We start from the raw sequence: 13,518 nt of genomic DNA on the forward strand, positions 1-13,518 counted from the left end.
CTGCCATGCCCCTCCGACACCGCCACAGTCGGGACTTCTCCCGGCCCACACGCCGCCCGACCCACCCGCCCGGGCCATTCATCGGTCGCACGGTAGCCGGTGAGCGCGCGGCATGACAGGCTGAGCGCATGAAGATTCTGGTTCTGGGCGGCACCGGTTGGGTGAGCTCGCACGTGGCGCGTATCGCACTCGAGACCGGGCACGCGGTGACGTGCCTCACCCGGTCGGGCGGTGTTCCGAACGGTGCCCGATCGGTGCGCGCCGATCGCGACACCGAGAACGCCTACGACGCCGTCGCCGGCGAACAGTGGGATGCCGTCATCGACGTCGCCGGCGAGCCCGGCCACGTGCGGCGCGCAACGGCGGCGCTGAAAGAGAGCGCGAAGCGGTACATTTTCGTATCGACGATCAGCGTGTACGCGAGCCATGCCAAGGCTGGCCTCGACGAAACGGCCGAGCGACTGCCCGCGCTGGAAGCCGACACCATGCAATCGATGGCCGAGTACGGCGAGGCCAAAGTTGCCGCAGAAGACGCCGTGCTCGCCGCGTTCGGTGCCGATCGCTCGGTCATCGCGCGCCCCGGTCTCATCGGTGGCCCGGGCGATGCGACCGGCCGCACGACCTACTGGCCCTGGCGGTTCGCGCACCCCGTCGATCGCACGCACATCGTGGTTCCGGATGCCCTCGACCTCACCTGCGCGGTCATCGATGCGCGCGATCTCGCTGCCTGGCTCGTGCATTGCGCAAGCGCGGAAGTGAGCGGAACCTTCAACCTGCTGGGTGAGCAACTCACGTTTGGTGAGCACCTCGCCGTGGCCCGCGAGGTCGCTGTTGCTGAAGGTGGTGCGGGCGTTGATGAGCCGCGCATCCTGCCCATGCCAGCGGAGTTTCTGCAAGAGCAGGGGGTGAATCCGTGGGCGGGGGAGAAGTCGCTGCCGTTGTGGATTCCGGGCTCGGAGAATGTGGCGATGAGCGCACGCAGTGTTGCGGCCGCGCGTGCTGCCGGGCTGAAACTGCGCCCGCTCGCCGACACGCTCCGCGACGGCATGTGGTGGCGTGGCAACAACGGCGGCGATGCGGGGCTTGCCGCTGCGGACGAGCGCGAGATCATTGCGGCCTGGCGCGCGCGAGCTGGCAACTGACGTCGCAAAACGACGACGTCGCAAAACGACGGTCGTGCGACCCGACGGGTGCAGCCGACCGCTGATCTGTTCGTTCGCCGTTGGCCGAAACCCTCCGCAATATCCGATGCGTCGGGTATACAAGAACCATGGCAGTGCGCACTCCGGATCCGGATCCCAACGAGTCGAACGACGAGACTCCGCGCGACCCGCTTGCAGGGTTCGGGCTGGGAAATGAGTTCCACGCGCCCGGAGCAAACCCCGGTTGGCTCAGCGAAGTCGAACTCGCCGAAGCGCGCAGGCACCTGCCGATTCTCTACGTTGAAGCCATTCCGGTTCGTCAAGACGGCACCGGAGCGGTGACCGAGGTTGGCATCCTGCTGCGGGCAACGCCGATGGGAGAGATGACGCGCACAATCGTGTCTGGCCGCGTGCGCTTCGGAGAGACCGTGCGCGACGCGCTGTTTCGCCATGTAGAGAATGATCTGGGGCCGATGGCCTTCCCGCTGCTGCCGCCGCAGCCGGCACCGTTCACGGTCGCCGAATACTTCCCCATTCCTGGCGTCAGCGCGTACCACGACGACCGGCAGCACGCTGTTTCTCTCGCCTTCGTGGTTCCGGTCACCGGAACCTGCGAGCCGCGACAAGATGCGCTGGAAGTGACGTGGATGACTCCGGAAGAAGCATCCTCCGAGTCGCTGAGCGCCGAAATGGAGGGCGGTCGCGGCACACTCGTGCGCCTCGCCCTCGCCAGCGTCGGCGCCCTCCGCTAACGCCCTCCGCTAAAAGCTACGCCTCGCGCACCCAGTGGCCGGGGGTGACCTCGACGAGCTGAGCGTCGGCAGGAATGTCGAGCGGCGACCGTACCGACGCACCAAAGTGCGCCAGTCTCTCCCGCGCAACGGCAGGTTCCGGAACCAAAACGGCGTCTAAAAGACGCTGCGTGTATGCGTGCTTCGGTTCGGCAAAAAGCGCCGCGGTCGGGCCCACTTCAACGAGCTGACCGCGATACATCACGGCGGTGCGGGTTGCGATTTCGCGCACAACGGAGAGGTCGTGCGAAATGAAGAGGTACGTGAGGCCGAGGTCGCGCTGCAACTCCTGCAACAGTTCGGTCACTTGCGCCTGGATGGACATGTCCAGCGCCGATACCGGCTCATCACACACGATGAAGCGGGGGCGCACGACGATCGCGCGGGCGATCGCGATGCGCTGGCGCTGACCGCCGGAGAACGAACGCGGCAGGCGCTCCGCCTGCGCAGCCGAAATGCCGACGCGGTCCAACGCTGCCAGCGCACGTGCCCGCATATCGGCCCGGTCGGTGAGAACTTCGAGTGGTTCCATCACCTGCTGCAGGGCCGTGCGTCGCGGGTTCAATGACGAGTACGGATCCTGAAAAATGATCTGCATGTCACGCTGATGCCCCTGCAACTCCCGCGCACCGAGGCCGGTCAACGTGGTTCCGTCAAACGTCACGGTGCCGCTTGTCGGAGTCTCCAAGCCCAGAATGCATCGACCGAGCGTGGACTTTCCGCTGCCAGACTCACCGACGACGCCGAGGGTCTCGCCAGTAGCGATCTCCAGCGACACATCACGCACGGCCGAGACGACTGACTTGCGTCCGCGCTGGCGCACGACAAAATCCTTCGACAGCGATGCCGTGGAAATCAGCGGGTTAGACATCACGCGCCTCCGTTTCAGCGGCGTCGGTACTGTCAGCCAGATCGAGCGCGGCGACATGCGGAATCGCCGCCAGCAACGTCTTGGTGTAGTCGTTCTCCGGGTTCGCGAAGACCTGCTCAACGTGGCCTGTCTCGACGACCCGACCATCCTTCATCACGACGACGCGATCGCACAGCGCCGCCACGACACCCAGATCGTGCGTCACGATTACAATCGTCAGATCGCGAGAGGCGCGCAACGACGACAGCAGCGACAGAATCTGCGCTTGAATCGTGGCATCCAGTGCGGTCGTCGGCTCATCAGCGACCAGCACCTCTGGTTCCGACAGCAGCGCCATCGCAATCATGACACGCTGACGCATGCCGCCAGATAGTTCGTGTGGGTACTGGTTCAGCACGCGCTTCGGGTGCGGAATACCCACCTGATCGAGGGCGGCTGCGGCACGCGTGCGGGCGGCGGAACCAGAAACCTTCTGAAAACGCTTCACGACTTCGGTGAGGTGCCCACCGATCTTGCGCAGCGGGTTGAAAGACGTCAGCGGATCTTGAAAGACCATCGACAGCGGCAGCCGCTCACGCGCAAACGTCGGCAGTACATCGCGCCCGTCAAACTCCAGCGCGTCCATGGTGGCGACTCCGCGCGGCGGCAAGATTTTCATCAGCGCGCGCAGCAGCATGGTCTTGCCTGACCCGGATTCACCGACGATGCCGAGCACTTCGCCACGGTCAACGGCGAGGGAAACATCGTGCAGAATGTGCGCGACGGAACCATCGGGCTGACCGATAGAGACGTTCAGGTGTGAGATGGAAAGCAGGCTCATCGCGATTCCTCCCGCATGATCGCGGACCGCAGACCGTTACCGATGACGTTGATGCAGAACACGGTGATGGCGATCATCAAACCGGGAACAATCGCCAGGTGCGGTGCCGTGGCGAGCTGCCCCTTCGACGTCGACAGCAGCGAGCCCCACGAGGCGAGCGGTGCTGGAACACCCAGGCCCAGGAAACCGAGGGCTGATTCCGTCATGATCGCACCCGAGACCGTCGCCGTCGAGACGACAATGATGGTTCCGATCGCCCCGGGCAGAATGTGACGGAAGATCACCAGAGCGGGTTTTTGGCCAATGTATTTGGCGTAGCCGACGAAGGTGCGCTCCTTGATCGAGAGCGCTTCGGCGCGCACGAGGCGGGCCGTTGACATCCAGCTCAGGGCGCCGATGATGAGAATGATCGTCCAGAGTCCTGGCGGGAAGAAGGCGCGGGCGACGATGACCAGGACCATCCACGGCACGGCCGTCATCAAATCGACGAAGCGCATGAGGGTTTCATCGACGAAGCGGCCGAAGTACGCCGCGCACACGCCCACCAGTACGCCGACCGTCATCGACACCAGGGTTGCGACAAAACCGACGAACAGGGTGATGCGGCCGCCATCGAGCACGCGGGTGAAGTAGTCTTTGCCCTGCTCGTCGGTGCCGAGCCAGTGCTCACCGCTTGGCGGGAGCCAGCGGGCGTCGAGGTTGGATTTCTCGCCGTAGTGCGGCAAGAGGGGCGCGGCAAAGCATGCGATCGTCACGAGGACGAGCACGATGAGCGCCGTCATCGCCGCCGGGTTGTGCGTAAACCGGCGCAGTGCGGTGTCTTTCACGGTGGTCTGAGACATCATGCCGCCTTCTTTGCTAGACGGATACGCGGGTCGGCCGCGACGTAGAGCAGGTCGGCGAGGAGGTTTCCGAGCATGACCAGCACGGCGGAGAGCAGGAGCACGGCGAGAATCACCGGGTAGTCAAGGGCCGCCGTCGCATTCAAAATGTAGAGGCCGACGCCTGGCCACGCGAAGATGCTTTCGGTGACAATCGCGCCGGTGACGAGCAGCGGCAGCGCGAGACCGAGTTGCGTGATGATCGGCAACAGAATGTTGCGGCTCACGTGACGGCGCAGGATGAAGCCATTCGAGGCGCCGTATGCCTTCTGTACCTGCACGTAGTCTTCGTCGAGCTGCGTGATAGTCGATGAGCGCACATAGCGCGTGAGGTCGGGGAAAAACGCGACGACGAGCACGAAGTACGGCATCGCGAGGTGCAGGAGCAGGTCGCCGACATCGCCCTCCTTGCCGATCGAGTGCATGCCAAACACGGGGAACAACCGGAACACGTATCCGAACACAAACATCACGAGCAGGGCGAACCAGAACGACGGTGTTGCGATACCGATGGAGGAAATGCTGTCGATGATGCGGTCAAGCAGGCTGCCCTTGCGGCTACCAGCGGCGAGCCCCAGCACAATCGCGAGCACGAGAGCGGTGAGATAGGCGGGAGCGACCAAAATGATGGTGTTCGGAATACGGCGAGCCAATTCATCGCCGATCGGCAAGCCGGTGGCGAGGGAGTTGCCGAAGTTGCCCTGCAAAACGTTGCCGAGCCAGGCGCCGTATTGCACCCACACAGGTTCGTTCAGGCCCAGCCGTTCACGAATGGCGGCGACGGTCTCCTCCGACATCGCGGGTGTCGTGTATGAATCAACGACGTCATACGGTGCCAAGTGGATCAGCAAGAACACCACCATGCTGAGAACGAGTAGCAGCGGAATAACCTGCGCTAATCGTCGGGCAATGAAACCGAGCACTCTTCCTCCTCTGCTCACCCTAAAACACAAAGACGGGGGCCGGCGCATGCCGACCCCCGCATGTTCGCGTTACTTAACGGCGAGCTTGCCGAAGTTCTCCAGCGAGTAAATCGGCACGAGGCGTGCCTCTTCGATACCCGTGAAGGAATTGCTCATCGCAATAATCTTCTTGTTGTCAGCGATCGGGAAGAAGACCGCGTCGTCTTGGATCTTCGCCTGAATCTGGTCGTAGATGTCGCCACGCTTGGCTTCATCAAGCTCGGCGACGCCTGCGGTGAACAGGGCGTCAACCTCGGGGTTCGAGTATCCGAAGTAGTTCGCCGATGCGCCCGTGCGGAACAGCGCCGAGTAAGCGTCTGGCTCAAGACCCATGATGTAGCCACCGAGGAAGAGATCGAACTTGTTGTCTGCCCCCTTCTCCAGCTCGGCGTACAGGGCCGATGCGTCAACACCGGAGAGCGTGACGGTGACGCCAACCTCAGCAAGCTGCTCCTGAATCTGGGTCGCCTCAGCCACCTGCGCCGGGTCGGTACCGATGTAGCCAAGCGTCAGCTTCAGATCGCTCGCGTTTGCTTCAGCCAGCAGCTGCTTCGACTTCTCGACGTCTTGGTTGTACTTCTCAACATCTTCCGTTGCCCACGGGTTGCTCGGCGGCAGAATCGTGTAGGCGAGCTCGTAGTACTCGTCGCTCAAGAACGCCGCATCTGACAGCGCGGCGCGGTCCAGCGCGAAGAACAGTGCCTGACGAACCTTGGCGTCGGCCAGGGCTGGCTTCTCTGCCTCGACGCCGAGATACGCGACGCGACCCTCGGAGTATGGGTAGGTGCTGACGTTCGTTCCGTCGAACTCCGCGACCTGCGCGGACGTCACGAACGATGCCGATACCTGGTCGGTCTGCAACGCGGTCTTGACCGTGTCAGCATCCGTCAGAATCTGCAGAATCAGGTTCGAAATGTGCGGGGCGTCGCCGTAGTAGTTCTCGTTGGCAGAGAACTTCAGGTATTCGCCCGGCTTGTACTCGTCGAGCTTGTAGGGGCCGGAACCAATGGCTGCGGGATCGAGTTGGGTCACCGAGAAGTCGGTCACGTCACCGTAGATGTGCTTCGGGATGATGTACGTCTCGGTTGCAATGTTGCTGATTGCCGCCGCGCTGATCGAGGGCAGCGTGAAGACCACCGTCTTGTCATCTGTGGCAGACGCGGTGATCGGCTGGTCGCCCACGTACAGCAGGTCGGCGTTGCCGTTATCGCGAACAGCCTTGTTCGTGTAGGTGAACACGACGTCTTCAGCTGTGATGGGCTCACCGTCAGACCACTTCAGGTCGTCTTTCAGCGTGACCGTTACCGAGAGGCCATCGTCGGCCGGCTCAATGGTGTCGGCCAGTTCGTTGACAACGGTACCGTCAGCCTCGACGCGGGCAAGGGGGGAGTACACAATGTTTGCGAACGTCAGCCCCCAGCGGTCGTTGAGGTTGATGGGGTTCATCGACATCGGGTCGCCGCCGATGGCGTACGTGAAGGTGGCGTTGCTCGATGCGGATCCGCCGTCCGACGTGCCAGGCGTTTCGGGGGACGCAGCGGTGCAACCCGAGAGGAGAAGACCGGCGGCGGCAACAGCCGCGAGGGACGTGACAATTTTGCGAGGCATATGCGCTCCTAAAAATTGGGTAGGGAAACCCAAGCTGTGTGGGGTGATCTCACGATACGTGTGCTTTCGGATGTATCGAGACTTTCGATGACGGTTCGTGACACACGTGGTCACTGAAACTCCTCCGCACGCCGATCTATTCCGAATCGCTCAACGAAAGTGGGCCGGGAGGAAACATTCCCTCCCGGCCCACGCTGATGGTTCCGTCAGCGACTAGTCGGTGCCGCGGATTCCAGCGGTCGACGCAATGACGTCGGCCATCTTCTTGTCGAGGGCCTCGAAGAACATCGACAGCGGAAATTCGTCGTCAAGCACGGCGTCAGTGAAGCCCTTCGGGGGCCCTGCGAGAATCTCCTCGCTCAGCCCACGGTTCCACTTCGATGCCGGGTGCGGCGTGACGGTCTTGCTCACCAGCTCGTATGCTGCCAACCAGTGCACCGTCTTCGGGCGGTCGATCGAGCGCCAGTACAGGTCGTCAATCGCATCGCCCAGTTCAACGACGGCATCAGGCAGGCGGTCCCACTCGATCGCGAGCGACACGTCGGTCCAGTGCAAGACCCCGCGCTGGTGCAGCCACGCGAACAACAGCTGACCGCCGAGGCCGTCGTAGTTGCGCACGCGGGAACCGGTCAGTGCGAAGCGGAAGACGCGGTCAAACAGCACCGCGTACTGCACGAGCTTCGCCTTCTCGAGCATTTCGGTTTCGGTTGCCGACAGCTCATCGCCCGCGTCGACACGTGCCGCAAGGCGACGCTCGATCGCGACCGACTCGCGGAACGCCGTGAGGTCACAGCGCATCTCTTCCAGCGAGTACAGGAAGAACGGCATGCGCTGTTTGATCATGAACGGGTCAAACGGCAAGTCGCCGCGCATGTGCGTGCGGTCGTGGATGATGTCCCACATGACGAACGTCTTTTCGGCGAGCTCCTGGTCTTCCAGCATGCGGGCCGCGTCTTCCGGCAGCTCGAGCTTCGTGATCTCGGCCGCTTCGCGCACGACTCGGCGGTAGCGGGCCGCCTCACGGTCTTGGAAGATCGCACCCCACGTGAACGTGGGAATCTCCCGCATCGCGACGGTCTCCGGAAACAGTACGGCCGAGTTCGTGTCGTAACCCGACGTGAAGTCGATCAGACGCAGCGAAACGAACAGCTTGTTGCCGTAGTCGCCCGCCTCCAGCTCGGCGATGAATTCCGGCCAAATGACCTCAACGATGAGCGCCTCAACGTGGCGGTCAGGTGAGCCATTCTGCGTGTACATCGGAAACACCACAAGGTGGCGCAAGCCATCAACGCGGTGCTCTTGCGGCTGGAAGGCGACGAGCGAGTCGAGGAAATCGGGAACGACGAAACCTTCAGACACCCAGCGGTCAAAGTCAACGACGAGCGCCGACAAGTACTCAGCGTCATGCGGAAACAGCGGAGCAAGCGCCGTCACCGATGCGGTGATGGTCGCGACGTGCTCGCGTGCGGCTTCGTGATTCGCCGCGTCAGGGACGGAACCATCCTTCACCTGCAGAGACTGCAGTGCCGTGGCTGCGGCCTTCAACGCCAACCACTCAGGCGACGTCTCCACACCGGCTGCGCGGCCATCCTCGACAACCTCGGGCTCACCGATGATGGCCTTGGGTGCAACCTCGTTGCGTGTCTGGCTAATGGACATGGGAACCTCCGATCTCGAGGCTCAGGCCGCCGCGTCATTGCGGAGCACCACGCTTTCGCACTTCTGGTGCTCAGGCGCAGCGGCAGGGTGAATGGTTATCGTCACCAGTCTAGGGGCGAATGCTGTGCTCTGACCGGGCAGATACATCTCCAGGCTGATGTGCCTGACCGCGTGAGCGCGTAGCGTTGGGAGCGATGTTGAGAACTCTGACCCGCAAGCAACTCATCTTCGATGTTGTTGCCGCTCTCGTCGTGTGGCTGATCTTCTCGCCCGTGTCGCTCTACCCGCTGGTGTGGGAAGCAGGAAGCGGGGCGACGGAGATTGACTGGTCTGCCGTCACCGTCAGCATTCTGATGGCCGCGGCACTAGGCCTACGCCGGCTCTCGCCCGCGCTCGCTCTCACGATCGCGTGGGTGGGAGCGATCGTGCAAATGCTGTTTGGCCTGCCGCCGATGGCGATCAACTTCGCCATTTTCGGGGTGCTGTACGCCACAGCGGCATATGGGTCACCCCGCGTGCGCCGGCTGGGGCTGGTCTCGGTTTTTGTCGGTGCCACCACCATCGCCGGTTACCTCGTCGTCGGCGCCTATGTGTACGGCCTTGAGGGCTCGCAAACCCTGAACGACGTGCTCGCGCCCCTCACGCTCATGGTGGCGCTGACGTGGGCAGCTTCGGCTTTCGGACTCGGCCTCAGCTACACGCTCGGTGTGCTGAAACGCACGCGTTTAGCCGCGATCGAAACGGAACGGCAGGCGAGCGTTGCCGAGGCGCTCGCGGCATCAGAGCAGCAGCGCACCCGCATCGCCCGCGATATGCATGATGTCGTGGCGCACTCGCTCGCCGTTGTTATCGCTCAGGCTGACGGCGCACGCTATGCGGCCGCGGCCCACCCCGAGGTTGCCGCGGAAGCGTTAGCCACGATCGGCCAGACCGCGCGCTCTGCGCTCGCCGACGTTCGCCTGCTGCTGACTCAGTTGCGCCACTCGCAAGCCGAAGGGCCACAGCCGACCCTCGCCGACCTGGAAGAACTGTACGCGCAGGTGCGCGGCGCCGGGGTTGAGCTGCGAATCAACGTTGACCCCACGCCGCGAGTTGAACCGCCCGCGTCGGTACAGCTCGCGATCTACCGCATCATGCAGGAGGCGCTCACCAACGCACTCCGCCACGGCGATGGTTCCGTTGTCGACGTCTCGCTCGCCTTCGATCCGCGCGAGATCACCCTGCGTGTGCGCAACGCGGCGGCAACAGATGACGCCACGAATCCGGGCGGCCATGGGCTCATCGGCATGCGCGAACGTGCCGCACTCGTCGGCGGAACCTTCGAAGCTGAGCACCGTGGTTCCGACTTCTCCGTGACCGTGACGATTCCGGTGACCGAGGTAGTGTCGGTGACGGAACCATCGACGCAGGAGAGTGTGTGAGCGACAGTATTCGGGTGGTGCTGGTTGATGACCAGGCGCTCTTTCGCGCGGGCATTCGCATGCTGATTCAGTCGCAGCCCGACCTCGAAGTTGTGGGCGAGGCCGGCGACGGTGATGAGGCGCTCGCGGTGGTCGCGGAGACGGCACCCGACGTTGTGCTGATGGACATTCGCATGCCGGTGAAAGACGGTCTCGCGGCCACCGCCGAAATTCTCGCGAAGCCCAACCCGCCGCGCATCGTGATGCTGACCACGTTTGACCTCGATGAGGCGGCCGCGCGAGCGATTCGGCAGGGAGCCAGCGGGTTCTTGCTGAAAGACGCCGACCCGGAGTTTCTGTTGGCGGCTATTCGCACCGTGCATTCGGGTTCGAGCGTGATTGCTGCCGCTGCGACACGAGAGCTGTTTGCCCAGTTTTCGGCTCCGGCTCCGCGGGCGCTGCCTGCCGACTACGAAACACTCACCGATCGCGAGCGCGACATCTTCGCGCTGGCCGCACGCGGGCTGTCGAACGCGGAAATCGCGGCACGCGAATACCTTTCCGAAGCCACAGTGAAGACGCACATCTCCCGCATTCTCAGCAAGCTTCAGCTTCGCGACCGCGTGCAGCTTGTGGTTTTCGCCTTCGAGCACGGCCTCGCCTAGGGTTCCCGGCCCGCGGTTCCGCCCCCGCCCGGTGAGTGAGCGTAGCGAGACGAAGCGCGCCCGCCGTGCGGACCTCCCGACTCACCAAATGTCGAACAGGTTGCTGTAACACGCCGAATGGCACCGCTCTCACGCCCGTTCCACCCCACCGAGTTCGACATTTCGTCACTAAAGCGCACGCGCCTCAGACGGTCAGTACGCACCCCACATCATCCCTGGGTTGCACGTGAAACATCATCCTTGCGATGTATGCGGATGAGCCCTGAGGCCGACGCGGAGACCGCCAGGTTATTTCTACCGTTGAGGTATGGAAATTACTTCGAGCGATCTGGGCCTTGCCGCCCGCGTACAACACCTCACCAAGACCTACGGATCGGGCGAGGGCGAAGTGCGCGCCCTCGATAACGTGAGCGTCGGCGTGCGCCGCGGCCAATTCACCGCGATCATGGGGCCGTCGGGGTCGGGCAAGTCGACGCTCATGCACATCATGGCCGGCCTTGACGCCCCAACATCGGGTGCGGTCTTTATTGGTGACACCGACATCACCCAGATGACCGACCGCGACCTGACCATCTTGCGTCGTCGCCGCATCGGATTCATTTTTCAGTCTTTTAACCTGGTTCCGACGCTCGACGTTAAGGCCAACATTCTGTTGCCTTTTGACCTCGATGGGCGCAAGCCCTCGGCGCTGGAACGCGCCCGCATCGATGGCCTGGTCGAATCCCTCGGTCTTGGCAACCGTCTGACGCACCGCCCGCACCAGCTCTCCGGCGGGCAGCAGCAGCGCGTTGCAATTGCGCGCGCACTGGCCACGGCACCCGACCTGGTGTTCGCCGATGAGCCGACCGGCAACCTCGACTCCCGCACCGGCCGCGAAGTGCTTTCTCTGCTCGCTGCCGCGAGCGCTGAGCACGGCCAGTCCATCGCGATGGTGACGCACGACCCGGTGGCAGCGTCGCACGCCGACCGTGTGCTGTTTCTCGGTGATGGGCGCCTCGTCGCCGACAAGCCGCGTCAGACGCCGGAAGAAATCTCGGCCTACATGCTTTCAGTCGAGGTGTCGGCATGACCGCGCTCGCAACGGCTCCCGTCGAGGCAGAAGAAAAGGCCGACCGGACGCCGCCCCTCGCGTGGCTCGCTGACCGCGGCATGGGGGCGTCAATTCTGATCGCCGGTCTCTCCAGCGCGTTCGGTGTCGCGTTGCTCACCGTCACGAACTATCTCAGCGCCGTGGTGGGTGCCTCCATCGTTGGCGAGTTCGACAGCGTGCAGACGACGCTGTCAATTCTGAGCTGGCTGTTCATCGGCATCGCGATGTATGTGACGGCCATTGTGACCGCGAACACGTTCTCGACGATCATCGCCGGCCGCACCCGTCAAATCGCCCTCATGCGCTTGATTGGGGCCTCTGCACAGTCGGAACGCGCGCAAATCGCACGCCAGGGCCTCGTCATCGGGGCGATCGGTGCGGTGATCGGTTGGCTCCTCGTGATGGGCGCCGCCGTTATCGCGCTGCCCTACGCGAACGACGCGATCGATGCGCCGCCCACGCTGGAGTTCACCCCGATGAGCCTCGCGACGGTACTGCCGCCGCTGGTGGTCATCGTCACCACGGTGCTGGCGGCGTGGGTGGGCTCGCGACGCGTGCTCGAAGTGACGCCATTGCAGGCACTCGGCGGATCGGTCGACCGGACGCCAGACGATATTCGCACCGTTCCGAAAAAGCGGGGTGCCATTGCGCTTCTCCTGATCGGGGCGGCCCTGCTGGGCATCGGTGTTGTGGTGGGACTGGTGTCGCCGTTCGGCGTCATCATCGCCTTCTTCGGCGGACTCTTGTCGTTCACCGGGCTCGCGGTCGGCGCCGTTGTGATCATGCCTCCGGTGTTGCGTATGGTGGGGCGGCTTTTCGGCCGCTCAACGCCCGCACACCTCGCGGCGGAAAACGCGATGCGCTACCCGGAACGCTCGAGCCGCATGGCGATTGGCGTGGTCATGGGCGTGACCCTCGTTGTCATGTTCTCCGTCGCCGCAGCCTCCGTGAAAACCGTGCTCTTCGGCGTCGGAGACAACGAGATTCAAGACGTCGCCGAGATTTCCGCCGTGCTCGATAACATCGCCACCGTCATGATGATTCTTGTCGGAGTCTCCGCCGTGATCGCCGCCGTCGGTCTGGTCAATCTGCTGACCATCAGCATCGTGCAGCGCACACGGGAGCTTGGCCTCTTGCGGGCGCTCGGCCTCACCAAGACGCAGATTCGCGCGATGGTGATGTTGGAGGCCGCGCACATCGCGATCGCGTCGCTCGCCACCGGACTCGCGCTCGGCACCATCTACGGGTGGGCGGCCGCCCAGTCGACACTGGGATCAGAACGCTTCGACGGTGCCGCGATCGTCTGGCCCACCGTCCCCTGGCCGCTCATGGTCGGCGTCATCGCCGCAACCGTGTTGCTCACGCTCATCGCCTCCGTGGTTCCGACGCGCCTCGCAACGCGGGTCGCTCCGGTGCAGGCCCTCGCGGTGGATTAAGCATCGACAAAATCTCGACAGTTCACCCCGCGTGAAACCCCTAAAGGGTTAGACGCGGGGTGAACTGCCTGACATCGCTGTTAGACGCCTCTGCGTTTCGACTCTCTCTCATTTGGGACAGCTTGCTGCCCGCTCCGCGAACCCGCGGGAGCGATCTAAGAGGAGAAACGTTATGACGTCACAACGAATAGAA

The 13,518-nt window shown here is 63.5% G+C and carries 12 protein-coding genes; 6 read left to right on the plus strand and 6 right to left on the minus strand.

The window, feature by feature from the left end:
* Window positions 1-128: 128 nt before the first annotated feature.
* Window positions 129-1,142, plus strand: a complete 1,014-nt coding sequence (locus tag KTJ77_RS01360) for an NAD-dependent epimerase/dehydratase family protein (RefSeq protein WP_217336729.1) — start codon at window positions 129-131, stop codon at window positions 1,140-1,142.
* 128 nt (window positions 1,143-1,270) lie between these two features.
* Window positions 1,271-1,894: an NUDIX hydrolase family protein gene (locus KTJ77_RS01365; RefSeq protein WP_217336730.1), complete on the plus strand. Its 624-nt coding sequence runs from the start codon at window positions 1,271-1,273 to the stop codon at window positions 1,892-1,894.
* 16 nt (window positions 1,895-1,910) lie between these two features.
* Here the strand turns inward: KTJ77_RS01365 and KTJ77_RS01370 are convergent, their stop codons facing one another.
* From KTJ77_RS01370 to KTJ77_RS01395, 6 genes are all read right to left on the minus strand, one after another.
* Window positions 1,911-2,804, minus strand: coding sequence for an ATP-binding cassette domain-containing protein (locus tag KTJ77_RS01370; RefSeq protein WP_217336731.1), 894 nt, complete (start codon window positions 2,802-2,804; stop codon window positions 1,911-1,913).
* Entirely contained in the window at window positions 2,797-3,624 is an 828-nt protein-coding gene (locus KTJ77_RS01375) for an ABC transporter ATP-binding protein (RefSeq protein WP_217336732.1), read from the minus strand. Before KTJ77_RS01375 ends, KTJ77_RS01370 begins: the two co-directional genes overlap by 8 nt.
* Window positions 3,621-4,469, minus strand: coding sequence for an ABC transporter permease (locus KTJ77_RS01380; protein WP_217336733.1), 849 nt, complete (start codon window positions 4,467-4,469; stop codon window positions 3,621-3,623). Before KTJ77_RS01380 ends, KTJ77_RS01375 begins: the two co-directional genes overlap by 4 nt.
* Complete coding sequence (locus KTJ77_RS01385; protein WP_217336734.1) at window positions 4,466-5,428, minus strand: ABC transporter permease; 963 nt, start codon at window positions 5,426-5,428, stop codon at window positions 4,466-4,468. Before KTJ77_RS01385 ends, KTJ77_RS01380 begins: the two co-directional genes overlap by 4 nt.
* A gap of 69 nt (window positions 5,429-5,497) precedes the next feature.
* Window positions 5,498-7,075, minus strand: a complete 1,578-nt coding sequence (locus KTJ77_RS01390) for an ABC transporter substrate-binding protein (protein WP_217336735.1) — start codon at window positions 7,073-7,075, stop codon at window positions 5,498-5,500.
* 213 nt (window positions 7,076-7,288) lie between these two features.
* Window positions 7,289-8,734, minus strand: coding sequence for a DUF6421 family protein (locus KTJ77_RS01395; RefSeq protein ID WP_217336736.1), 1,446 nt, complete (start codon window positions 8,732-8,734; stop codon window positions 7,289-7,291).
* A 194-nt stretch (window positions 8,735-8,928) separates the two neighbouring features.
* On the opposite strand from KTJ77_RS01395, the gene KTJ77_RS01400 reads away from it, so the two are divergent.
* The 4 genes from KTJ77_RS01400 to KTJ77_RS01415 all read left to right on the plus strand — a co-directional run bounded on the left by KTJ77_RS01400 (window position 8,929) and on the right by KTJ77_RS01415 (window position 13,325).
* Window positions 8,929-10,155, plus strand: a complete 1,227-nt coding sequence (locus KTJ77_RS01400) for a sensor histidine kinase (RefSeq protein ID WP_217336737.1) — start codon at window positions 8,929-8,931, stop codon at window positions 10,153-10,155.
* Entirely contained in the window at window positions 10,152-10,799 is a 648-nt protein-coding gene (locus KTJ77_RS01405; RefSeq protein WP_217336738.1) for a response regulator transcription factor, read from the plus strand. The genes KTJ77_RS01400 and KTJ77_RS01405 overlap by 4 nt, the downstream gene beginning before the upstream one ends.
* Before the next feature lie 307 nt (window positions 10,800-11,106).
* Complete coding sequence (locus tag KTJ77_RS01410; protein ID WP_217336739.1) at window positions 11,107-11,868, plus strand: ABC transporter ATP-binding protein; 762 nt, start codon at window positions 11,107-11,109, stop codon at window positions 11,866-11,868.
* Complete coding sequence (locus KTJ77_RS01415) at window positions 11,865-13,325, plus strand: ABC transporter permease (RefSeq protein ID WP_217336740.1); 1,461 nt, start codon at window positions 11,865-11,867, stop codon at window positions 13,323-13,325. Before KTJ77_RS01410 ends, KTJ77_RS01415 begins: the two co-directional genes overlap by 4 nt.
* Window positions 13,326-13,518: the final 193 nt, after the last annotated feature.

The sequence above is a fragment of the Microbacterium sp. NC79 genome (assembly GCF_019061125.1).
In the GTDB taxonomy this organism is placed as follows: domain Bacteria; phylum Actinomycetota; class Actinomycetes; order Actinomycetales; family Microbacteriaceae; genus Microbacterium.